The 20,640-nt window shown below is 61.5% G+C and carries 20 protein-coding genes and 3 tRNA genes; 16 read left to right on the top strand and 7 right to left on the bottom strand.

What is annotated here, in order from left to right; all coding sequences use genetic code 11:
* The first annotated feature begins 21 nt into the window (after window positions 1-21).
* Both G5134_RS06460 and G5134_RS06455 read left to right on the top strand, forming a co-directional pair.
* Window positions 22-1,371, top strand: coding sequence for a sensor histidine kinase (locus G5134_RS06460; RefSeq protein WP_005306363.1), 1,350 nt, complete (start codon window positions 22-24; stop codon window positions 1,369-1,371).
* 41 nt (window positions 1,372-1,412) lie between these two features.
* Window positions 1,413-1,874: a hypothetical protein gene (locus G5134_RS06455; protein ID WP_010635837.1), complete on the top strand. Its 462-nt coding sequence runs from the start codon at window positions 1,413-1,415 to the stop codon at window positions 1,872-1,874.
* Window positions 1,875-2,100: 226 nt separating this feature from the next.
* On the opposite strand, the gene torA is transcribed toward G5134_RS06455, so the two are convergent.
* Window positions 2,101-4,581, bottom strand: a complete 2,481-nt coding sequence (torA, locus tag G5134_RS06450; protein ID WP_065018523.1) for a trimethylamine-N-oxide reductase TorA — start codon at window positions 4,579-4,581, stop codon at window positions 2,101-2,103.
* A gap of 22 nt (window positions 4,582-4,603) precedes the next feature.
* Entirely contained in the window at window positions 4,604-5,734 is a 1,131-nt protein-coding gene (locus tag G5134_RS06445) for a NapC/NirT family cytochrome c (protein WP_017764798.1), read from the bottom strand.
* A gap of 361 nt (window positions 5,735-6,095) precedes the next feature.
* On the opposite strand from G5134_RS06445, the gene G5134_RS06440 reads away from it, so the two are divergent.
* Window positions 6,096-8,063 (top strand): DNA topoisomerase III, encoded by a 1,968-nt coding sequence (locus G5134_RS06440; RefSeq protein ID WP_065018524.1) that lies wholly within the window; start codon window positions 6,096-6,098, stop codon window positions 8,061-8,063.
* Window positions 8,064-8,103: 40 nt separating this feature from the next.
* On the opposite strand, the gene G5134_RS06435 is transcribed toward G5134_RS06440, so the two are convergent.
* Both G5134_RS06435 and G5134_RS06430 read right to left on the bottom strand, forming a co-directional pair.
* Complete coding sequence (locus G5134_RS06435) at window positions 8,104-8,538, bottom strand: DUF417 family protein (protein ID WP_065018525.1); 435 nt, start codon at window positions 8,536-8,538, stop codon at window positions 8,104-8,106.
* Between the two features lie 13 nt (window positions 8,539-8,551).
* On the bottom strand, window positions 8,552-9,085 hold the full coding sequence (locus tag G5134_RS06430) for a carboxymuconolactone decarboxylase family protein (protein WP_054543658.1): 534 nt from the start codon (window positions 9,083-9,085) through the stop codon (window positions 8,552-8,554).
* Window positions 9,086-9,185: 100 nt separating this feature from the next.
* On the opposite strand from G5134_RS06430, the gene G5134_RS06425 reads away from it, so the two are divergent.
* Complete coding sequence (locus G5134_RS06425) at window positions 9,186-10,013, top strand: AraC family transcriptional regulator (RefSeq protein ID WP_017764795.1); 828 nt, start codon at window positions 9,186-9,188, stop codon at window positions 10,011-10,013.
* 27 nt (window positions 10,014-10,040) lie between these two features.
* Here the strand turns inward: G5134_RS06425 and G5134_RS06420 are convergent, their stop codons facing one another.
* On the bottom strand, window positions 10,041-11,396 hold the full coding sequence (locus G5134_RS06420) for a TrkH family potassium uptake protein (protein WP_017764794.1): 1,356 nt from the start codon (window positions 11,394-11,396) through the stop codon (window positions 10,041-10,043).
* A complete protein-coding gene (locus tag G5134_RS06415) occupies window positions 11,393-12,046 on the bottom strand; it encodes a potassium channel family protein (RefSeq protein WP_005306338.1) in 654 nt (217 codons plus the stop codon). The genes G5134_RS06420 and G5134_RS06415 overlap by 4 nt, the downstream gene beginning before the upstream one ends.
* Window positions 12,047-12,173: 127 nt before the next feature.
* On the opposite strand from G5134_RS06415, the gene murB reads away from it, so the two are divergent.
* On the top strand, window positions 12,174-13,211 hold the full coding sequence (gene murB / locus G5134_RS06410) for a UDP-N-acetylmuramate dehydrogenase (protein WP_065018526.1): 1,038 nt from the start codon (window positions 12,174-12,176) through the stop codon (window positions 13,209-13,211).
* Complete coding sequence (gene birA, locus G5134_RS06405; RefSeq protein WP_065018527.1) at window positions 13,208-14,173, top strand: bifunctional biotin--[acetyl-CoA-carboxylase] ligase/biotin operon repressor BirA; 966 nt, start codon at window positions 13,208-13,210, stop codon at window positions 14,171-14,173. The genes murB and birA overlap by 4 nt, the downstream gene beginning before the upstream one ends.
* A gap of 75 nt (window positions 14,174-14,248) precedes the next feature.
* On the opposite strand, the gene coaA is transcribed toward birA, so the two are convergent.
* Window positions 14,249-15,187: a type I pantothenate kinase gene (gene coaA, locus G5134_RS06400; protein WP_005306328.1), complete on the bottom strand. Its 939-nt coding sequence runs from the start codon at window positions 15,185-15,187 to the stop codon at window positions 14,249-14,251.
* Window positions 15,188-15,449: 262 nt separating this feature from the next.
* Between coaA and G5134_RS06395 the strand changes: the two genes are divergently transcribed.
* The 10 genes from G5134_RS06395 (at window position 15,450) to rplL (ending at window position 20,567) form a co-directional block, all read left to right on the top strand.
* Window positions 15,450-15,534, top strand: a tRNA-Tyr gene (locus tag G5134_RS06395).
* Between the two features lie 38 nt (window positions 15,535-15,572).
* Window positions 15,573-15,647, top strand: a tRNA-Gly gene (locus tag G5134_RS06390).
* Between the two features lie 170 nt (window positions 15,648-15,817).
* Window positions 15,818-17,002, top strand: coding sequence for an elongation factor Tu (gene tuf / locus G5134_RS06385; RefSeq protein WP_005306325.1), 1,185 nt, complete (start codon window positions 15,818-15,820; stop codon window positions 17,000-17,002).
* A 53-nt stretch (window positions 17,003-17,055) separates the two neighbouring features.
* Window positions 17,056-17,132, top strand: a tRNA-Trp gene (locus G5134_RS06380).
* Window positions 17,133-17,192: 60 nt separating this feature from the next.
* Window positions 17,193-17,564, top strand: a complete 372-nt coding sequence (secE, locus tag G5134_RS06375; RefSeq protein ID WP_005306322.1) for a preprotein translocase subunit SecE — start codon at window positions 17,193-17,195, stop codon at window positions 17,562-17,564.
* Window positions 17,565-17,597: 33 nt separating this feature from the next.
* On the top strand, window positions 17,598-18,125 hold the full coding sequence (nusG, locus tag G5134_RS06370) for a transcription termination/antitermination protein NusG (RefSeq protein ID WP_019840195.1): 528 nt from the start codon (window positions 17,598-17,600) through the stop codon (window positions 18,123-18,125).
* Between the two features lie 133 nt (window positions 18,126-18,258).
* Window positions 18,259-18,687, top strand: coding sequence for a 50S ribosomal protein L11 (gene rplK, locus G5134_RS06365; protein ID WP_005306313.1), 429 nt, complete (start codon window positions 18,259-18,261; stop codon window positions 18,685-18,687).
* A gap of 4 nt (window positions 18,688-18,691) precedes the next feature.
* Window positions 18,692-19,393 (top strand): 50S ribosomal protein L1, encoded by a 702-nt coding sequence (rplA, locus tag G5134_RS06360; protein WP_005306309.1) that lies wholly within the window; start codon window positions 18,692-18,694, stop codon window positions 19,391-19,393.
* A 256-nt stretch (window positions 19,394-19,649) separates the two neighbouring features.
* Window positions 19,650-20,150: a 50S ribosomal protein L10 gene (gene rplJ / locus G5134_RS06355; protein WP_005306307.1), complete on the top strand. Its 501-nt coding sequence runs from the start codon at window positions 19,650-19,652 to the stop codon at window positions 20,148-20,150.
* A 51-nt stretch (window positions 20,151-20,201) separates the two neighbouring features.
* Window positions 20,202-20,567 (top strand): 50S ribosomal protein L7/L12, encoded by a 366-nt coding sequence (gene rplL, locus G5134_RS06350; RefSeq protein ID WP_005306304.1) that lies wholly within the window; start codon window positions 20,202-20,204, stop codon window positions 20,565-20,567.
* The last annotated feature ends 73 nt before the right edge of the window (window positions 20,568-20,640 follow it).

The raw sequence follows: 20,640 nt of genomic DNA, 5'->3' as shown, positions 1-20,640 counted from the left end.
CTCTTATACCGGAGCGGCTGAATGAGGCTGGTGCGCACCCTGCGCGGGCGGCTGGTGGTCATCGCCATGGTCTGGTGCGGCCTGTTCCTGTTTGCCACCGGCTTCAGCCTGCAGACCATGATGCGCAACTACTGGCAGGAGGCGGAGGCCGACGGCCTGCGCCTGCAGCTCTACGATCTGCTCTCCCGCCTCGAGATCCAGCCGGATGGTCTGCCGGTGGTCACCGAACCCATGGCCGATCCCCGCTTTCGCCAGCCCTACTCCGGTTACTACTGGCAACTGGAGCTGGGGGAGAGCGTGGTCAGCCGCTCCCGCTCCCTGTGGGATGTGCACCTCGACGTGCACGGCCTGAAGTCGGCCTTCGGTGATCCGGATCTCTTCGTCGGCAAGGGGCCCAACAAGGAGCCACTGCTGATCATGACCCGTACCGTGCTGCTGCCCGGTTCGGATCGGGTGTTCACCCTGGTGATGGCCAAGGACAGCAGCGCCCTGACCCAGACCCTGAAGAAGACCCGCATCAGCCTGTTCCTCGGCCTCGGCTTTGCCGCGACCGGGCTGGTGCTCGGCTTCATGTTCCAGATCGTCTACGGCCTGCGGCCGCTGCACCTGTTGCGGCGCGAATTGAGCCGGGTCCATCAGGGCCATCAGGAGGGGTTCCGGCTGCGCTATCCGCTGGAGATCCAGCCGCTGGTGGAGGACATCAACCGGCTGCTGCACCACTACGGCGAGCTGTTGCAGCGGGCCCGCTCCCACACCGGCAACCTGGCCCACGCCCTCAAGACGCCGCTCAGCATCATGCGCAACCAGGTGGCCCAGCTGCCGCCGGAGGATCAGGCCGCCCTCGGCGAGCAGCTCGATCAGATCCAGCGCCACATCGACTACCACCTCGGCAAGGCGCGGGTGACCGGCGCCGCCAAGATCCTCGGGGTGTCGACCCCGGTGCGGGCGCGGGTGGAGTACATCTGCCGCGCCTTCTCCCGCCTCTATCCGGGCCGGGAAGTGGACCTGCAGGTGCCGGCCACCCTGGCGGTCGGGGTGGAGGAGCAGGACTTCGACGAGATGGTGGGCAACCTGCTGGAGAACGCCTTCAAGTGGTCGGCCGGCCGGCTGCGCATCTCCAGCGCCGAGCTGGGGGGCTGGATCACCCTGCGCATCGAGGATGACGGCCCCGGCATGAGCGAGGATCAGATCGCCAAGGCGGTGCTGCGCGGGGTGCGCCTCGACGAGAAGGTGCCGGGCTCGGGCCTGGGTCTCAACATCGTCTCCGATCTGGCGGAAGCTTACCGCGGCAGCCTCATCATGGGGCGCGCCGAACTGGGCGGGCTGGCGGCTTCCCTCTCGCTGCCCAAGGTGGCAAGAGTGGAGAGCTAGGCATAAGATATGGCACCTGTTTTAGCCTGAGGAAGAGAACCATGACCGATGATCCATGGGCACTGTGTCATCTCGACGATTCGTTCGATGCCTCCGTGCTGGGCACCAAGGGGGCCCAGATCCAGTGGTTTGAGGATCGCGACAGCCTGATTGCCTTCCTGCTGGAAGATTTTGTCGACCTGCTGGCTGACGTGGGCGAGCTGGATGAGGATCAGACCGAGCGGGCGCGCGAACGCTTCACCCTGCTGGTGGAGCAGAGCTTTGACGATCGCGGCCTGATGGACGCCATCAACGATCTCGCCTCCGGCCTGCGCCGCATCGCCTGGCTGGGGCCGCTCTCCGAGCTGGCCGAGCTGAGCGATGACTTCGCCTCCGGCCTGCGCCGCTATTTCTGGAGCCAGTACGACGGGGATGAAGATGACCCAGATGCTTGGGTGCCGGAAGAACTTTGGCCTCAGCTGGTGGAGTGTGCGGAAGAGTACATGGTTGAGGGTGACTTCTGATTCTGAGCCTTTGTCCGCGCTCTGGCCGCAAGGCGGGTGGAGTGTGCACAAGAGTACAGGGTGGAAGGGGACTTCTAAGCCACCTTGTCCGCGCTCTGGCTGCAAAGAGGGTTGTGTGTGCACAAGAGTAGATGGTTGAGGGTGACTTCTGATTCCGAGTCACACCACAAACCGCGATAAGAAAACGGCGCCTTGATGGCGCCGTTTTTGTTGCTCAGTCGTCTGCTCAGGCGTTGGCCGGCACCGCGTGGGCAGTGTTGACCGGGGCCGGGCCCTGGTACTTCTCGATCTGCAGCTGGGCCATGTGACCACAGTTGCCCTGCGCCAGGCTGGAGGTGCCCTCGTCGAAGGTGAGGCAGTTGACGTTGCCGTTCTTGCACAGGCTTCCCGCCTCGCCCGGTGTGGCAGGATCGAACCAGGCCCCTTCGCACACCCGCACCACCCCCGGACGGATATCGGTCGAGAGCAGGGCCCCCACCAGGATCTGGCCGCGGTCGTTGAAGGCCCGCACCAGATCGCCGTCCTGGATGCCGCGCGCCTTGGCGTCGTCCGGGTGGATCAGGATCGCCTCGCGGTCGGCGATGGCGAACTTGTCCCGCAGCGGGGTGTTGTCGAGCTGGGAGTGCAGCCGCTGGGTTGGGTGGGAGGTGTTGAGCGACAGCGGATAGCGGGTCGCCTCCTTGCTCTTGATCCACTCCTTGGGCTCATACCACTTGGGATGGCCAGCGCAGTCGGCATAACCCATGCCGGCCACCGTGCTGGAGAAGATCTCGATCTTGCCGGACGGGGTGCCGAGCGGGTTGAGCAGCGGGTTCTCACGGAAATCGGCGTGACGGATCCACTGGCGATTCGCCTCGGGCACCGGGAAGCGGATGTAGTTGTTGGACTCCCAGAACATGTTGAACGGTGGCAGCGCCACCCGGGCGCCGCGGGCCTGGGCGGCCATGCCGTCGTACATCTGCTTGAGCCACAGCATCTCGTCCTTGCCTTCGGTGTACTGCTCCTGCAGGCCCAGCTTGGCGGCCACGTCGCGGAATATGTCGAAGTCGTTGCGCGCCTCGAACTGGGGCGGCACGCACTGGTGCATCGGGAAGACGTAGCGCTGGGAGTAGTCGCCGCCCATCTCCAGATCGTTGCGCTCGTAGCTGGTGGTGGCCGGCAGGACGATGTCGGCGTGCTTGGCGGTGGCGGTCCAGTAGGGCTCGTGCACGATCACGGTCTGCGGCTTGCGCCAGGCCTTGACCAGGTTGTTGGTGTCCTGGTGGTGGTGGAAGGGGTTGCCGCCCGCCACGTAGACCAGCTTGATGTCCGGGTAGGTCACCTTGCGGCCGTTGAAGTCGATGGTCTTGCCGGGGTTGGCCAGACAGTCGGCGATGCGGGCCACCGGGATCGGCGCCGGCCCGTTCTTCGGTGCATTGCCGGCGGAGATGCCCGCCAGGATGCCGCCCTTGGCGGTGGGGCTGCCACCGGAAGAGTAGTGGTAGCTGAAGCCGTAACCGCCGCCCGGCAGGCCGATCTGGCCCAGCATAGCGGCCAGGGTGACCAGCATCCAGTTGGGTTGCTCGCCGTGCTGCTGCCGCTGCATGCCCCAGCCCGCCATGATCATGGTGCGCTTGGACGCCATGTCGAGGGCCAGTTGGCGGATCACCTTGGCATCGACGCCGCAGATGGAGCTTGCCCACTCGGCGCTCTTCGGCTGGCCGTCTTCCTTGCCGAGCAGATAGGTGAGGAACTTGTCGAAGCCGGTGGTGTAGCGGTCGAGGAAGGCTTGATCGTGCTTCTGCTCGCTGTAGAGGGTGTGGGCCACCCCCAGCATCATGGCCACGTCTGTGTAGGCGTTCGGTGCAATCCACTCGGCCCCGGCCAGCTTGGCGGTTTCGTTGTAGACAGGGTCGATGCTGATGATGCGGGTGCCTTTATCTTTCAGCGCCTTGAAGCCGGCCTGACCCTCGTGATCCGGCATGTTCCAGCTGTTCTTCAGGGTGACCTGGGCGTTGACCCCCCACAGCACCACCAGTTCGGCGTGCTCGATGACGTTGGGCCAGGCGGTCTGCTGCTCATACACCTCGATGGAACCCATCACGTGGGACATGATCACCTGGGCGGCGCCGGCGGAGTAGTCGCCGGCATAGCCGGTGAAGCCGCCCGCCAGGTTCATCAGGCGGTGCAGCAGGGTGCGGCTGTTGTGGAACATGCCGACGCTCTTCCAGCCGTAGGAACCGGCGTGGATCGCCTGCGGGCCGAAGTCGCTCTGCACCCGGCCTATCTCGCCGGCCACCAGGGCGATGGCCTTCTCCCAGCTCACCCGCACCCACTCGTCGGCGCCGCGCAGCTCGGGCTTTGCCCCCGGGCCCTGCTCCAGCCAGCTCTTGCGCACCATGGGGTACTTGATGCGGTTCTTGGCGTGGACCTGGAACGGCGCCATGTCGATCAGATCGTTCGGCGCCGGATCATCGGCCACCGGCTGGACCCGTACCATGCGGCCCTCTTCGACGATGGCCTCGAAGGCCCCCCAGTGGGCGCCGGTCAGGATGCCTTTCTGGGCGGGCACCAGGGTCGGGAACTGTTCAAGTGCCGTGCTGATGGCCTTGGCCAGCGCGCTTTTCGGGAAGACGCCGGCCAGCAGCGGCAGGGCGGCGCAGGCGCCGAGCCCCTTGAGCAGATTGCGGCGGGAGAGATTTGTTTGCTTATCGGTAAAAAAAGTCATGACGATTTCCTCTGTGCCAGCCTTAGTGCGCCGCGTTCATGTCACTGGCATGTTTCTGGACGTATTGGGTCAACATGCGTGCCTGTTCCGGGGTCAGGGAGGTGCGTGATTCCATCCCCTTGATGACGCCGATCCACTGGTTGGCGTTGAAGTGATCCAGTGCGGTGAGGCCGTGGCAGCCGGTACAGTTGTTGGACATCAGGGTGGAGGCGTACTGCCACAGCTTGCCCTGATCGCCGATGAGCTGGCTCTGATCCACCCAAGCGGTCAGGCTGACCTGATGCCAGGTGAGGTTGGTGGCGCTGTCGGTTTCGCTCTTGCCGGTGGTGAGCTGCGCCTTGGCCTTGTCGCCGAGCAGGGTGCTCAGGATGCGCTTGCCGGGGGCGGCGTAGAACACCTCGCTCACCCCGTCCTGCTGCCAGCCGTCGATGCGCACCTGGGCGCGGCCGTTGTCGTTGGCCAGCACTTCCACCTGGGTGGAGGGCATCAGGGTGCCTTCGTCGGTCTTGGCGCCGGCATCCAGATAGAGCGGGGTGGTGGCGATGGCGTAACGGGTGGTGACGTTGGCCGGGGTCTGGGCGGCAGCTTGCGCCAGCTCGCTGGCACCGGCGGCGGCCAGGCCGCTCATGTCGGGCATGATGTGGGCGACGCCGCGGTGGCAGTCGATGCAGGTCTGGCCCTCCTTGATGGCGACCGGGTGCTCGGCGCGGGCGTTGGGGCGCTGGGCCAGGATGTCCATGGCTGCGTAGCTGTGGCAGCTGCGGCAGGTGGCGGAATCGTTGGCCTTCAGCTCGTCCCACACCGACTGCGCCATGCGCAGCTTGTGGGCCTCGTATTTCTCCGGCGTGTCGAGGGTGCCGATCGCCTCGTGATAGATGTCTTTCACGGCGCGGATCTTGGTCCACAGATAGGAGGTGGGATCACCCGGAATGTGGCAGTCGGCGCACTCGGCGCGGATGCCCTTCACGTTCTGGAAGTGGACGCTGCCCTGATACTCGGCCAGCGGGGTCTGCATGGAGTGGCAGGAGACGCAGAACTCGGTGGAACTGGTCTTGTGCATGACGGTCACCGTGACCCCCAGCGCTGCAACGCCCAAGAGGGCTCCGAGCAGCAGTAGCCAGAACCAGGTTTTTCTCAACAGTTTTCCAAGCATGACGGCGTTTTCCTACGTTCAAATATTACCAATATAGTAGTATCCATGGAGAGGTAGTTGATTGACCTCTATCATGATTTATATTTTGTATTGTTATTTTAAATGCAATTATTATTTTGTTATTTATCATTTAACTGAATTTAATTTAACACCCTGCGATTTTACCGTCTTTTCGCTCCTCGTTTGAGGCGTAATTGATGCCGCTGCACCACTTTCTCTCCACTTTTTATCGTTGGGCCATGACTCCCTGCTCCCTTCTCTTGCCTGTGCAGCAGCCTGTCGTCTCGCGCCAGGCAGGGGCTTGGGCTTTGCCCTGGGCCCGGTATATACTGTTCGCATATACAGTGTTCAGGTGTTTGCCATGCGACTCTTTATCGCCGAGAAGCCCAGTCTGGGGCGCGCCATTGCCGACGTGCTGCCCAAGCCCCACAAGAAGGGGGAGGGCTTCATCGAAACCGCGCAGGGGGATGTGGTGACCTGGTGCATCGGCCACCTGCTGGAACAGGCCGAGCCCGATGCCTACGATGCCGCTTACAAGCAGTGGCGCATGGAATCCCTTCCCATCATCCCGAGCCAGTGGCAACTGGTGGCCAAGCCGAAGACCAAGACCCAGCTCACCGTCATCAAGCGCCTGCTCAAGCAGGCCGACTGCGTGGTCAACGCCGGTGACCCGGACCGGGAGGGGCAACTGCTGGTGGACGAGGTGATCGATTTTCTCGGCTATGGCAAAACCCGACCGGTGCTGCGCTGCCTCATCAGCGATCTCAACCCGCCGGCGGTGCGCCGCGCCCTCGACAAGCTCAGAGACAACAAGGAGTTCGTGCCGCTGGCGGTGTCGGCGCTGGCCCGCAGCCGGGCCGACTGGCTCTACGGCATCAACATGACCCGCGCCTATACCCTGCTTGGTCGCAAGGGGGGTTGCAGCGAGCTGCTCTCGGTCGGCCGGGTACAGACACCGCTGCTGGGGCTGGTGGTACGGCGGGATCTCGAGATCGAGGCCTTCGTGCCCAAACCCTTCTTCGAGGTGCTGGCCCATCTACAGACCGAATGCAACGAGCGTTTCAGCGCCAAGTGGCTGCCTTCCGAGGCCTGTCTGCCCTGGCAGGACGAGGAGGGGCGGGTGCTCAACCGGGCGCTGGCCGCCAAGGTGGTGGAGCGGATCCATGGCCAGAGCGCACTGGTGGAAGAGGTGGAGGAGCAGGCCCGCAAGCAGGCGGCGCCGCTGCCCTACAACCTCTCCAGCCTGCAGATCGATGCCGCCAAGCGGTTCGGCATGGATGCCAAGCGGGTGCTGGATGTCTGCCAGAGCCTCTATGAACGGCACAAGCTCATCACCTACCCCAGATCCGACAGCCGCCATCTGCCGAGCGAGCACTTCAACCGGGCCGGCCAGGTGCGGGAGGCCATCGCCAGCACGGCGCCGGCGCTGGCCAGGGCGGTAAGCGAAGCGGACGGCAAGATCCGCAGCAAGGCGTGGAACGACAGCAAGGTGGATGCCCACCACGCCATCATCCCCACCGAGAAGCACGGCAACGAGGGGAGCCTGAGTGGCGATGAAGCCAGGCTGTATGGCCTGATTGCCCGCCAGTATCTGCTGCAGTTCTACCCGCCGTTCGAGTACAACGACAGCAAGGTGCTGCTGCGCATCGCCGGCGGGCAGTTTCAGGCCAAGGCGCGGCGGATCCTCAAGGCGGGCTGGAAGGCGCTGCTGGGGGTGGAGGAAGATGACGAGGAGGAGGCGGGAACCCTGCCTGCCCTGCGTCAGGGCGAGCAGCTTCTGTGCGAGCAGGGGGAGTTGCTGGAGAAGATGACCCAGCCCCCCAAGTCGTTTACCGATGCCACCCTGCTGGCCGCCATGACCGGCATCGCCCGCTACGTGCAGGCTCCCGAGATCCGCAAGACCCTGCGCGAAACCGACGGCCTCGGCACCGAGGCGACCCGGGCCGGCATCATCGACCTGCTGTTCAAGCGCCGCTTTCTGGTGCGTCAAGGCAAGAGCATCAAGGCGACCCCGACCGGGCGGGCATTGATCCAGGCCCTGCCGGCCACGGCCACCACCCCGGACATGACGGCGCTGTGGGAGCAGCACCTCGGCCGGATTGCCGAGCGACAGGCGAGCTATCAGCAGTTCATGGGGCCGCTCACCGAGCAGCTGAACGGTTTGATCGACGGCGCCAGACAGGATTCGGGGGCCAGCTTCAGCGCCTTGCCCAAGGCGGCGCCCGGGGCCGACAAGCGTCGCTTCACCAAACGCAAGCGCAGCCCGGCGAGTGGTGGCACAACAGGGGCAGGCAAGCGGGGGAGCAAGCGGCCAGCCAGGGCCGCCTGATAAAAAAACGCCCCTTCCGGGGCGCAAAAAGGCATTGTCGTCAGGCGTCGGCCAGTCTGGCGCGACTCAAATTCAGGTAGTGCCAGGCAACGCCGAGCAGCACCAGATCCTTGAAAATGAAGAACTCGGTGACCGGCACCCCGTCGACCAGCTTCCAGACGCCCGGCAGGGTCAGCAGAAAGCTGAGGGTCACGAGGAAGGTCAGGATGGCCCCCAGGCTGCTCCAGTAGCCCAGACGTGGCCGCCACAGGCCGGCAATCAGGCCGCCGGCGATCAGGATCTCGACCAGCCCGATCAGATTGGAGGCGGCCTGCTCCGAGAGCACGGCATAGAGCCAGCTCATCAGCGGGTGGCTTGCCACCAGCGGCCGGATGGCCGCCGCCTCGGTCGGCGTGAACTTGAACACGCCGATCCAGAGCAGGGTCAGTACCACCCCCGTGAGGGCGATCAGAAAACCTCGGTCATGACGTTCCATTTCTGCTCCTCTGTCATGGGGTGAGCGTGACGGGCGGAAAGTCGATGTCGGTTTCCGCCAGATGATTGCCGTAGTTGGTCAGGGTATTGATGACCACCTGCCCCAGCACCTCCATCATCAGCTCATCATCCACGCCCGCCGCCCGGGCGGCGGCCAGTTGCGCATCGCTGATGACGCCGCGCTGGGTGACCAGGGCGACCGCTAGCTGCAACAGGGCGTGATCGAGCGGATCCGTCGCCTGAGCGAGACGGGCAGCCCGGATGGCGCCGTCATCGAAACCGGCCCGGCCAGCCAGCAGGGTGTGGGCCGACAGGCAGTACTGGCAGGCGTTGGCCTGACCGATGGCCAGTGCCAGCAGCTCCCGCTGGCGGGCGCTGAGCCGCCCCTTGCCCAGCGCGTCGGCAAAGCCGAGCAGACCGTTGAGCAGGGCCGGTGAGTGGGCCAGGGTTGCGTAGAGGTTGGGGACCATGCCCAGGCTGCTTTTCAGGGCGGCGAAGGTGGGGGCGGCTGCCGGTTTGGGCTGCACGACGGCGTGAATGCGACTCATGATGTGCTCCTGTTTGGGTTGGGTACGGGAGACACTATGCCGGTTTTAATGGTACGGTTTATCACCCAGAGTCCATCATTGACTACCAGGCGTCTCAAATATGGATCCACTCTCGATACTGCTGGCCCATGCCGCTCCCCAGGCCAGTCTCTTTTTCGCCGGCAACCTGTGTCAGCACTCTCACAGCAGCGACTATCCCGCCGGCGGCCATCTGCACCTGTTGCGCCGTGGCGAACTGCTGCTGCGCGAAGAGGGGGGGGAACCCCTGTTGCTGATCGAGCCGACCCTGATCCTCTACGCCAGGGGGCAGGCTCACAGGCTCGAACCCCGCCAGCTGGCGGGCTGCGACCTGGTGTGTGCCAGCGTGTCGTTCGGGCCGGCAGGAGACTCACCACTGCAGCTGGCGTTGCCGGATACCTTGGTGCTGCCGCTGCAGACGATCCCGGCCATTGCGCCGGTACTGACCCTGCTGTTCGAGGAGGCCTTCGCCGAGCGTTACGGTCAGCCGCCGATCCTCTCCCGTCTGCTGGAGGTGCTGCTGATCCTCTTGCTGCGTCATCTGGTGGAACAGGGGCTCTGCCGGCAGGGGATGTTGGCCGGCCTCTCCGACCCGCGGCTGGCTCGGGCCATCGCGGTCATGCATCAGCGCGGGGACGAGCCCTGGACGGTGGCGACCCTGGCGCGGGAGGCGGGCATGTCGCGCGCCCGCTTCGCCGCTCATTTTCAGGCGCTGACCGGGCAGACGCCGCTGGACTATCTGACGCGCTGGCGGATGGTGTTGGCCAGTCAGCAGCTGCTGGCGGGGGAGTCCATTACCCAGGTGGCGTTGGGGGCGGGTTACAGCGGGGGCACCGCCTTCGGGCGGGCGTTCGAGCGGGAGTTTGGCATGAGCCCGGGGCGCTGGCTCAAGGCGCGGCAGCGCGAGTGACCGGGGCCGCGACGGGCCCCGGTGTCATCAGCCGGTGTAGACGGTCTCTTCCGGGTACTTGATGCGGGTTTCGACCGGGCGAGCCAGCATGAAGGCCAGAGTCAGCGGGCCGAGACGGCCACAGATCATCACCAGCACCAGGATGAGCTTGCCAGGCTCGCTCAGGGTGGCGGTGATGCCAGTGGAGAGCCCCACGGTGGCAAACGCCGAGATGGTCTCGAACATGATCTTGTCGAAGGGCTGCTGCTCGGTGAGCATCAGCAGGAACATGGCCAGCATCAGCACCATGGTGCTGACCATGATGATGGCCAGCGATCGGGTCACTATCTGGGACGAGAGGGTGCGGCCAAAGGCGGTGACGTGGGGGCGCTTGGTCAGAAACGCCTTGGTCGCCAGTAGCACCACCGCGAAGGTGGTCACCTTGATACCGCCACCGGTGGAGGTGGCACCCGCCCCGATGAACATCAGCATCATCAGGAACAACAGGGCGGCCGGGGTCATCAGGCCGATGTCGATGGTGTTGAAACCCGCGGTACGGGCGCTGGCAGACTGGAAGAAGGCCGCCAGCCACTGGCCACCGAAGGAGACCTTGCCGAGGGTGCCCGGGTTGTTGTGTTCCAGCAGCCAGAACATCAGGGTTCCCAGCAGCAGCAGGCCCGGGGTCATGATCAGCATCAGCTTGCTGTGCAGCTTGAGCTTGCGCCAGCGGCGGTTGCGCACCAGATCGACGATGACGGTAAAGCCGATCCCGCCGAGGATCAGCAGACCGGCGATGGTCAGGCTGATGACGGGGTCGTCTCTGTAGTCCATGAGATTGTTGGCAAACAGCGAGAAGCCGGCGTTGTTGAAGGCCGATACCGCGTGGAAGAAGCTGACGTAGAGGCCGCGCTCCCACCCCATCTCGGGCACCCAGCGGATGGCCATCAGAGCGGTGCCGATGAGCTGGGCGATGAAGGCGAACAGCACGATGCGCTTCACCAGCTGGATGATGTTGACCGAGCCCTCCTGGCCCAGTGCCTCCTTGGCCAGCACCTGCTGGCGCAGGCCGACCCGTTTGCTGAACATGGCGATGAGCAGCAGGGTCATGGTCATCTGGCCCAGGCCGCCAATCTCCATCAGCATCAGCAGGAAGATCTGCCCCTGCAGGGTGAAGGCAGTGCCGGTGTCCACCACCCCGAGCCCGGTCACGCTGATGGCCGAGGTGGCGGTGAACAAGGCATTGATGAAGCTCACCTGGCCGTTGTGGCTGGAAGGCTGCACCAGAAACAGGGTGCCGATCAGCAGGATGACCAGAAAACTGCCGAGGATCAGCTTGGCTTCACTCCAGCGGGACTCATCTTCCCGCTGCAGAGCAAAGGCGTAGCTGCTGCGCCAGCGGGTCATAGGGTTTCCAGCCAGTGGTCGATGGCGTGCTTGTTGCCGGCCAGGATCAGGATGTCACCCAGCTGCAGCTCCATCTTGCCGGTCAGCACATTGTGCAGGGTTTCGCCACGCTTGATGGCGAGCAGCTGGAATTCGCTCTGCTGCAGCAGATGGAAGTCGCTGAGGGCCCGACCGTTCAACTGCAGGCCGATGACGAACTCGGTCAGCACCATGTCGTGACCCAGCTCCAGATAGTCGAACAGCCGGTTATCCAGCATGCTCTGGGCGACCCGGCGACCCATGTCCCACTCCGGATTGATCACCTTGTCGGCACCCACCTTCTGCAGGATCTTGGCGTGGAACTTGTCGCGCGCCTTGACCCAGACCTTCTTCACCCCTGCCTCCTTGAGGACAAGGGTGGTGAGTATGCTGGTCTCGAGGTTGTCACCGATGGCGACGAAGACGATGTCGAAGTCGGCCAGGCCCAGTTCGGCGACGGTGGCCTCGTCGGTGGCGTCGGCCACGATGACGTGGTTGCAGAGGGTGGCGATCTGGCGGGTCTTGCTCTCGTCGATGTCAATCGCCAGCACCTCGGCATCCTGGCGCTGCAGCTCTTCACACAACGCGCTGCCAAACAGCCCCAGGCCGATGACGGCAAATTGGTTGTTCATGAGTACTTCCTCAAGAGTCGGAGCGGGATACTCTACTCCAGCTATATGAGTCCGAAAAGAGGGCGGGATTTTTCGTCCGGCGGCAATATAAGGTAGACTGCCCGCTTGCCATTGTCGGAACACGCAGATGAAACTCACCCCGCACGCCTCCCTGTTGACGCTCAACACCCTCGCCCTCGATGCCCACTGCCACTGGCTGGCCGAAGTGGAGCAAACCGACGACCTGCCACAGCTGGTTGCCAACGCCGAGCTGGCCGGCTTGCCGCGGCTGGTGCTGGGCGGTGGCAGCAACGTGCTGTTTTGCGATGACTTCGCCGGGGTGGTGGTGCTCAACCGGCTCAAGGGGATAGCGCTGCAGGACGAGGGGGATCATTGGCTGCTGCACGTGGCCGCCGGCGAGAACTGGCACGAGCTGGTGTGCCACACCCTGCAGCAGGGTTGGTACGGTCTCGAAAACCTGGCGCTCATCCCCGGCACGGTCGGGGCGGCACCGGTGCAGAACATCGGCGCCTACGGGGTCGAGCTGGCCGGCGTCTGTGCCTACGTCGAGGCGTTCAACTGGCAGAGCGGAGAGATAGAGCGCATCGCCGCGGCCGACTGCCGCTTCGGCTATCGCGACAGCATCTTCAAGCATGAGTATCAGGACAGCCATTTCATCACCGCGGTCGGTCTGCGACTGGCCAAGGCCTGGCAGCCAAGCCAGGGCTATGGTCCGCTGGCCGCACTGGGCGAACAGCCCTCGGCACAGGCCATCTTCGACACCGTCTGCGCCACCCGTATGGCCAAGCTGCCGGATCCGGCCGTGCTCGGCAACGTGGGTAGCTTCTTCAAGAATCCGGTGGTGCCTGCCGCGCTGGCGGCGTCGCTCAAGCTGAAATATCCCCAGATGCCGCTCTATCCGGCGGGTGAAGGGCTGGCCAAGCTGGCGGCGGGCTGGCTCATCGAGCAGTGCGGCCTCAAGGGTTTTGCCATCGGCCGTGCCGCCGTCCATCAGGAGCAGGCGCTGGTGCTGGTCAATCTGGGCGGCGCCAGCGCCATGGAGCTGATCGCGCTGGCGGCTCACGTACGCGACAGCGTGGAGCAGAAATTCGGGGTGGTGCTGGAGCACGAGGTGCGCTTCATGGGCCGCCGTGGTGAAACTTGGCTCGACGAGGTACTGGCATGACCCTGACTCCCATCCGGCAAACCCTGATCTCTCTGCTCAGCGACGGGCAATTCCACTCCGGTGAGCAGCTTGGCGAGCAGCTCGGCATCAGTCGGGCGGCGGTCAGCAAGCACATGGCGGCGCTCAAGGAGCTGGGACTGGATCTCTTCAGCCTGACCGGCAAGGGGTACCGGCTGGCGGTGCCGATGGCGCTCTATGACGAAGAGCAGCTGCAGGCGCTGGCGCCCATGGCACCGGTGCACTGCTTCCCGGTCATCGACTCCACCAACCAGTACCTGCTGGAGCGGGTCAACCAGCTGCAGTCGGGCGAGAGCTGCCTGGCCGAGTGCCAGACCGCCGGGCGCGGCCGGCGCGGCAAGCCCTGGGTTTCTCCCTTCGGCTGCCAGCTGATCTTGAGCATGTACTGGCGGCTGGAGCAGGGCATGGCGGCCGCCATGGGGCTGAGTCTGGCGGTCGGGGTGGCCGTGGTGCAGGCGCTGGAGTCCCTCGGTTATCCGGGCGTTGAGCTCAAGTGGCCCAACGATCTCTACTATCAGGGCCGCAAGCTGGCGGGGATCCTGGTGGAGATGAGCGGTAGTGCCGGCGCCAGCTGCCACCTGGTGATCGGGGTCGGCCTCAACCTGGCGATGCCGAACCGGGAGGCGGAGCGGATCGATCAGGCCTGGTCCGAATTGCGCCACATCCAGCCGGAACTGGTGGATCGCAATCTGCTGGCCGGCCGGGTGATTGAACATCTGCAGCAGGCCATGCTCACCTTCGAACAGGAGGGGCTCGCCAGCTTCGTGGCGGACTGGAACCGACTCGACCATTTCGCCGGCCGGCCGGTACGACTGCTGATGGGCGAGCAGGAGATCCGCGGCGTGGCACGCGGCATAGATGATCGCGGTGCGCTGCGGCTGGAGACGGAGGAGGGGATCAAGTTCTATCTGGGCGGGGAGATCTCCCTGCGTCGGGGCGACTGATGACGGCGCTGACCGCCACCCAATGAAGAGGGGGCCTTGCGGGCCCCCTCTTCATTGATGCGTGAGCTGCCGCCGTTACTTGCGCAGCTTGATCTGCTCGATGGCGTGCTCGTTGCCCTTGGTCAGGATCAGGTTGGCCCGCTCCCGGGTAGGCAGGATGTTCTCTTTCAAATTCAGATAGTTGATGTCTTGCCAGATGTTGCTGGCGATCTTGGTCGCCTCGCTCTCGGCCAGCTTGGCGTAGTGGTGGAAGTAGGAGTCCGGATCCGAGAAGGCGCCGCTGCGAAACTTGAGGAAACGCTCGATATACCAGGTGCGCAGCAGTTCGGCGTCGGCATCCACATAGATGGAGAAGTCGACGAAGTCCGATACGAAGACGCGGTGCGGATCCTGCGGGTAGTCCATGCCGCTTTGCAGCACATTGAGCCCTTCCAGGATCAGGATGTCCGGTTGCTCCACTACCTTCTTCTCATCCGGAATGATGTCGTAGATGAGGTGGGAGTAGACGGGGGCCTCGACCTTCTCGTGGCCGGCGCGGATGTTGGCGACAAACTCCACCAGATGGCGGATGTCGTAGGACTCCGGGAACCCCTTGCGGCGCATCAGGCCGCGCTCTTCCAGCACCTTGTTGGGGTAGAGAAAGCCGTCGGTGGTGACCAGCTCCACCCGCGGGTGCTCCGGCCAGCGCTCCAGCAGCGCCTGCATGATGCGCGCCGTGGTGCTCTTGCCGCCTGCCACACTGCCGGCGATGCTGATGATGTAGGTGCCCTTGCCGCGAGACTGACCGAGGAACTGTTCCAGCACCCGGCTGCGGCGCTGCTTGGCCTTGACGTAGAGATTGAGCAGACGGGAGAGGGGTAGATAGATCTCTTCCACCTCCTGCAATGACACCTTCTCGTTGATCCCGCGCAGGGTCTGCAGATCGTGCTCGGTCAGGGTCAAAGGGACCGAGTCGCGCAATAACGCCCATTGTTCGCGGGTGAATTGCAGATAGGGGTTATGCTCTGTCGTCATGGTGTCGTCACTGTTTCTTGGGCAGGGCGACCATACACCAAGGGGGGCGGGAGCGACAAGAGAAGCGACGGTTTCGAGCGGAGAGTGAGTCCTTTTTTGCCTGGTTCCTGGCAATAATGCACATTTTGCAAGGCGCAATGGTTGCATCCCCAAAATCCTTACCATAAAATGCGCGACGCTTAGATGTCTGTCGTCTATTTGCCCAGCAAAAGCGATAAATCAACGGGTGCAAGCAGAATTACCGTTGTGACATTGACGTAACGGAGGGGTTCCCGAGCGGCCAAAGGGATCAGACTGTAAATCTGACGGCTCTGCCTTCGAAGGTTCGAATCCTTCTCCCTCCACCATATTTCTCTGCGGTTTGAGTTCTTTGGGTTAGAGAAATGCGGGCATCGTATAATGGCTATTACCTCAGCCTTCCAAGCTGATGATGCGGGTTCGATTCCCGCTGCCCGCTCCAAGATGCTGATTGGCTCAGGCGATAGCAGAGTCACACCCTAGGGTGAGTTCGGCAATCGAACCAGCCTGTCAGCACCAGCCTCTCTTCCCCACCAGATTCAAATCCATCATATAAACTGTTCTGTGGTTAGCTTGCCACCGCGTACTCAGCGTTAGTTTAGAGGGACGATCATGTCTAAAGAAAAATTTGAGCGTAATAAACCGCACGTTAACGTGGGTACCATCGGCCACGTTGACCACGGTAAAACCACCCTGACCGCCGCCATCACCAACGTGCTGGCCAAGCACTTCGGTGGTAAAGCTTTCGCCTTCGACCAGATCGACAAGGCGCCGGAAGAGCGTGAGCGTGGTATCACCATCAACACCTCCCACGTAGAATACGACACCGCTACCCGTCACTACGCCCACGTAGACTGCCCGGGTCACGCCGACTACGTTAAAAACATGATCACCGGTGCTGCCCAGATGGACGGCGCGATCCTGGTAGTAGCAGCGACTGACGGCCCGATGCCGCAGACTCGTGAGCACATCCTGCTGGGTCGTCAGGTAGGCGTTCCGTACATCATCGTGTTCATGAACAAGTGCGACATGGTAGATGACGAAGAGCTGCTGGAACTGGTCGAGATGGAAGTTCGCGAACTGCTGTCCGAGTACGACTTCCCGGGTGATGACCTGCCGGTAGTACGTGGTTCCGCACTGAAAGCGCTGGAAGGCGAAGCTCAGTGGGAAGAGAAGATCCTGGAACTGGCTGGCCACCTGGACACCTACATTCCGGAGCCGGAGCGCGCAATTGACCAGCCGTTCCTGATGCCGATCGAAGACGTATTCTCCATCGCAGGCCGTGGTACCGTAGTAACCGGTCGTGTAGAGCGCGGTATCGTTAAAGTTGGTGAAGAAGTGGAAATCGTTGGTATCAAAGATACCACCAAGACCACTTGTACCGGCGTTGAAATGTTCCGCAAACTGCTGGACGAAGGTCGTGCAGGTGAGAACGTTGGCGCGCTGCTGCGTGGCGTGAAGCGTGAAGACGTAGAGCGTGGTCAGGTACTGGCCAAGCCGGGCACCATCAAGCCGCACACCAAGTTTGAATCTGAAGTGTACGTGCTGTCCAAAGAAGAAGGTGGTCGTCACACCCCGTTCTTCAAAGGCTACCGTCCGCAGTTCTACTTCCGTACTACCGACGTGACCGGTACCATCGAACTGCCGGAAGGCGTAGAGATGGTCATGCCGGGCGACAACATCAAGATGGTTGTTACCCTGATTGCGCCGATCGCAATGGACGACGGCCTGCGTTTCGCCATCCGTGAAGGTGGCCGTACCGTAGGTGCTGGTGTTGTAGCTAAAGTTATCGCTTAATCTTTGGCTTACATAAATAAAGCAAAGCCCCTATAATAGGGGCTTTCTTATGCAGGGGCGTAGTTCGAATTGGTAGAACAGCGGTCTCCAAAACCGATGGTTGCGGGTTCGAGTCCTGCCGCCCCTGCCATATACCTCGTCTCGTACGGGGCTTTTGTGTCTTTGGTTACGTCAGATACAGGTGGGTTGTATGAGTGTTAGTTCTGAGAGCCAGGGCGGAAGCAAGGATACCCTGCTTTGGGGCCTGGTTTTCATTATCCTGGCGGCCGCTGTAGTGGGTAATTACCTGCTCAACGATGTTGTCGCTGCCGTCCGCGCCCTGGGTGTGGTCGTTGTCATTGCTGCTGCCGGTGCAGTAGCCCTGCAAACCACCAAGGGAAAGGCAACACTGGCATTTGCCCGTGAGTCTCGCCTGGAAGTACGCAAGGTCGTATGGCCGACCCGTCAGGAAGCCATTCAGACAACCCTGATTGTGCTGGCGGTGACTGCCGTGATGGGGCTGCTGCTGTTCGTACTGGACGGTGCCCTGGTCTGGTTGGTCAACCTGATTACCGGTGTGTAAGGATAAGCCATGACTGAACAACGTGAACAGCGTATGAGATGGTATGTCGTGCAGGCGTTTTCCGGCTATGAAGGCCGTGTCGCCAAATCCCTGCGTGAACATATCAAGATGCATGGCATGGAAGACATGTTCGGTGAAGTGCTGGTCCCGACCGAAGAAGTGGTCGAGATGCGTGCTGGCCAGAAGCGCAAGAGTGAGCGCAAGTTTTTCCCGGGCTACGTCCTGGTTCAGATGATCATGGATGAAACCACATGGCACCTGGTACGCAACGTACCGCGCGTCATGGGCTTCATCGGTGGCACCTCTGATCGTCCTGCTCCTATCTCTGATAAGGAAGCGGATGCCATCCTCAATCGTCTGCAAGATGCCCACGACAAGCCGCGTCCGAAAACCCTGTTTGAACCGGGTGAGATGGTGCGGGTTGCCGATGGTCCGTTCGCCGATTTCAACGGTACCGTTGAAGAGGTGGACTACGAAAAGAGCCGCGTGAAGGTCTCCGTACTGATCTTCGGCCGTTCTACTCCGGTAGAGCTGGATTTTGGTCAGGTCGAAAAAGGCTGATTAAACTCTGTTCGTTAACGGTTGTCAGGGGCAGCGAATGTCATTATAATTCGCTGCCCCTTTATTAGTTGGGGAGCCGTTTGCAGGAGCATGTCTCCGAGGCGTTAGAACCCATTTCTGAGGTATTTTTGTAATGGCTAAGAAAGTCACAGCTTATATCAAGCTGCAAGTTAAGGCTGGCAGTGCTAACCCCAGCCCTCCCGTTGGTCCTGCTCTGGGTCAGCACGGTGTTAACATCATGGAATTCTGTAAAGCGTTCAACGCTCGTACAGAGAAGCTGGAAAAAGGTTCTCCGACTCCGGTCGTGATCACCGTTTACAGCGACCGTTCCTTCACCTTCGAAACCAAGACTCCGCCCGCTTCCTTCCTGCTGAAGAAAGCTGCTGGTATCCAGTCTGGTTCCGCCAAGCCGAACAAGGACAAGGTTGGTAAGGTGACTGTTGCCCAGCTGCAAGAAATCGCCAAGACCAAAGAGCCGGATATGACCGGTGCCGATCTGGATGCAAAAGTACGTTGCATCGCCGGCTCCGCTCGTTCCATGGGCCTGGTAGTGGAGGAGTAAGACAATGGCTAAACTGTCCAAGCGTATGCGCGTTATTCGCGAAAAAGTTGACGGTACCAAAGAGTACTCCATCAACGAAGCCATTGCCCTGCTGAAAGAACTGGCTACCGCCAAGTTCGTTGAAAGCGTTGACGTTGCCGTTAACCTGGGTATCGATGCTCGTAAATCTGACCAGAACGTACGTGGTGCTACTGTACTGCCGCACGGTACCGGTCGTGATGTACGCGTAGCCGTGTTCACCCAAGGTGCCAACGCCGAAGCCGCCAAAGCTGCCGGTGCTGAGCTGGTTGGCATGGATGACCTGGCCGATCTGGTCAAGAAAGGCGAAATGAACTTCGACGTCGTGATCGCATCCCCGGATGCCATGCGCGTTGTTGGTCAACTGGGTCAAATCCTGGGCCCGCGCGGCCTGATGCCGAACCCGAAAGTTGGTACTGTAACCCCGAACGTAGCTGAAGCCGTCAAGAACGCTAAGGCTGGTCAGGTTCGTTACCGTAACGACAAGAACGGTATCATTCACACTACCCTGGGCAAAGTTTCCTTCAACGAAGTTCAGTTGAAAGAGAACTTGGAAGCTCTGCTGGTTGCCTTGAAAAAGGCCAAGCCGTCCTCCGCCAAGGGTCAGTACATCAAGAAGGTAAGCATCTCCACCACTATGGGTGCCGGTGTTGCCGTAGACCAAGCTACTCTGGAAGCTCAGGCCTAATTGATGGATTTTACAAGGCGCAAAATTTAATCTATAATTTTGCGCCTTGATTGGTTGGGGGCTTCGACCTCCGTCCAAGACCGCAGGAGGCCGCTTGGCCTTAATACTTCCTGCGTAGACGGTGCCGGAAACCCAGCGAGAAAGATTCTTTCTCTTCTGGAATCCTGCTACCGCATCGTTCCCCTCTGTTGTAAAGGTAGGGGGGATGTGTCAGTACTGGGTCAATTGACCCGGATTCAATCCAGGAGTTAAGCCAATGGCATTGGGACTCGAAGACAAAAAGGCAATTGTTGCTGAAGTCAACGAAGCTGCCAAAGGCGCTCTTTCTGCAGTGATTGCCGATTCTCGCGGCGTGACTGTAGACAAGATGACCGTCCTGCGTAAAACCGCTCGTGAAGCTGGTGTGTACATGCGCGTTGTGCGTAACACCCTGCTGCGTCGCGCGGTAGAAGGTACCGAATACGAGTGCCTGAACGACGCATTTACCGGTCCTACCTTGATTGCTTTCTCTAACGAACACCCGGGCGCTGCAGCTCGTCTGTTCAAAGAGTTTGCCAAAGCGAACCAAAAGTTCGAAATCAAGGCTGGCGCTTTTAACGGTGAGTTTATCGCCGCAGCACAAATTGATCGTCTGGCCACGCTGCCGACTTACGAAGAAGCAATTGCGAAGCTGATGGCTACCATGAAGGAAGCCTCTGCTGGCAAGCTGGTTCGTACTATCGCTGCTGTTCGCGACCAGAAACAAGCTGCTGCTTGATTCTCGCCTATCTAGGCTGTTTGAGTTTATTCAACATCAGGAATTTTTGTCATGTCTATCACTAAAGACCAAATCATCGAAGCCGTTGCTTCCATGTCCGTAATGGAAGTTGTTGAGCTGATCGAAGCTATGGAAGAGAAGTTCGGTGTTTCTGCCGCTGCTGCCGTAATGGCCGGCCCGGCTGCTGCTGAAGCAGTAGAAGAGAAGACCGAGTTCGACGTAGTTCTGACTGCTGCTGGCGCCAACAAAGTTGCCGTTATCAAAGCCGTTCGTGGCGCTACCGGTCTGGGCCTGAAAGAAGCCAAAGATCTGGTAGAAGCTGCCCCGGCTAACTTGAAGGAAGGCGTGTCCAAGGACGAAGCTGAAGCTCTGAAGAAAGAGCTGGAAGCTGCCGGTGCTTCTGTTGAGATCAAATAATCTGCATTTATGTAGATTAGCCTGATAAAACAGGCTAGGGCTGGTGAATTTTTGTTCACCAGCCTTTTTGCGC

Origin of the sequence: Aeromonas sp. 600276 (assembly GCF_049175815.1) — a bacterium.
In the GTDB taxonomy this organism is placed as follows: Bacteria; Pseudomonadota; Gammaproteobacteria; order Enterobacterales; family Aeromonadaceae; genus Aeromonas; species Aeromonas dhakensis.
This window is presented reverse-complemented; position numbering and strand designations above follow the sequence as displayed.

Excerpts from the sequence above, each read along its gene's own strand:
- G5134_RS06460 (WP_005306363.1), top strand. The coding sequence starts at position 22 with ATGAGGCTGGTGCGCACCCTGCGCGGGCGGCTGGTGGTCATCGCCATG.
- G5134_RS06455 (WP_010635837.1), top strand. The coding sequence starts at position 1,413 with ATGACCGATGATCCATGGGCACTGTGTCATCTCGACGATTCGTTCGAT.
- torA (WP_065018523.1), bottom strand. The coding sequence starts at position 4,581 with ATGACTTTTTTTACCGATAAGCAAACAAATCTCTCCCGCCGCAATCTG.
- G5134_RS06445 (WP_017764798.1), bottom strand. The coding sequence starts at position 5,734 with ATGCTTGGAAAACTGTTGAGAAAAACCTGGTTCTGGCTACTGCTGCTC.
- G5134_RS06440 (WP_065018524.1), top strand. The coding sequence starts at position 6,096 with ATGCGACTCTTTATCGCCGAGAAGCCCAGTCTGGGGCGCGCCATTGCC.
- G5134_RS06435 (WP_065018525.1), bottom strand. The coding sequence starts at position 8,538 with ATGGAACGTCATGACCGAGGTTTTCTGATCGCCCTCACGGGGGTGGTA.
- G5134_RS06430 (WP_054543658.1), bottom strand. The coding sequence starts at position 9,085 with ATGAGTCGCATTCACGCCGTCGTGCAGCCCAAACCGGCAGCCGCCCCC.
- G5134_RS06425 (WP_017764795.1), top strand. The coding sequence starts at position 9,186 with ATGGATCCACTCTCGATACTGCTGGCCCATGCCGCTCCCCAGGCCAGT.
- G5134_RS06420 (WP_017764794.1), bottom strand. The coding sequence starts at position 11,396 with ATGACCCGCTGGCGCAGCAGCTACGCCTTTGCTCTGCAGCGGGAAGAT.
- G5134_RS06415 (WP_005306338.1), bottom strand. The coding sequence starts at position 12,046 with ATGAACAACCAATTTGCCGTCATCGGCCTGGGGCTGTTTGGCAGCGCG.
- murB (WP_065018526.1), top strand. The coding sequence starts at position 12,174 with ATGAAACTCACCCCGCACGCCTCCCTGTTGACGCTCAACACCCTCGCC.
- birA (WP_065018527.1), top strand. The coding sequence starts at position 13,208 with ATGACCCTGACTCCCATCCGGCAAACCCTGATCTCTCTGCTCAGCGAC.
- coaA (WP_005306328.1), bottom strand. The coding sequence starts at position 15,187 with ATGACGACAGAGCATAACCCCTATCTGCAATTCACCCGCGAACAATGG.
- tuf (WP_005306325.1), top strand. The coding sequence starts at position 15,818 with ATGTCTAAAGAAAAATTTGAGCGTAATAAACCGCACGTTAACGTGGGT.
- secE (WP_005306322.1), top strand. The coding sequence starts at position 17,193 with ATGAGTGTTAGTTCTGAGAGCCAGGGCGGAAGCAAGGATACCCTGCTT.
- nusG (WP_019840195.1), top strand. The coding sequence starts at position 17,598 with ATGAGATGGTATGTCGTGCAGGCGTTTTCCGGCTATGAAGGCCGTGTC.
- rplK (WP_005306313.1), top strand. The coding sequence starts at position 18,259 with ATGGCTAAGAAAGTCACAGCTTATATCAAGCTGCAAGTTAAGGCTGGC.
- rplA (WP_005306309.1), top strand. The coding sequence starts at position 18,692 with ATGGCTAAACTGTCCAAGCGTATGCGCGTTATTCGCGAAAAAGTTGAC.
- rplJ (WP_005306307.1), top strand. The coding sequence starts at position 19,650 with ATGGCATTGGGACTCGAAGACAAAAAGGCAATTGTTGCTGAAGTCAAC.
- rplL (WP_005306304.1), top strand. The coding sequence starts at position 20,202 with ATGTCTATCACTAAAGACCAAATCATCGAAGCCGTTGCTTCCATGTCC.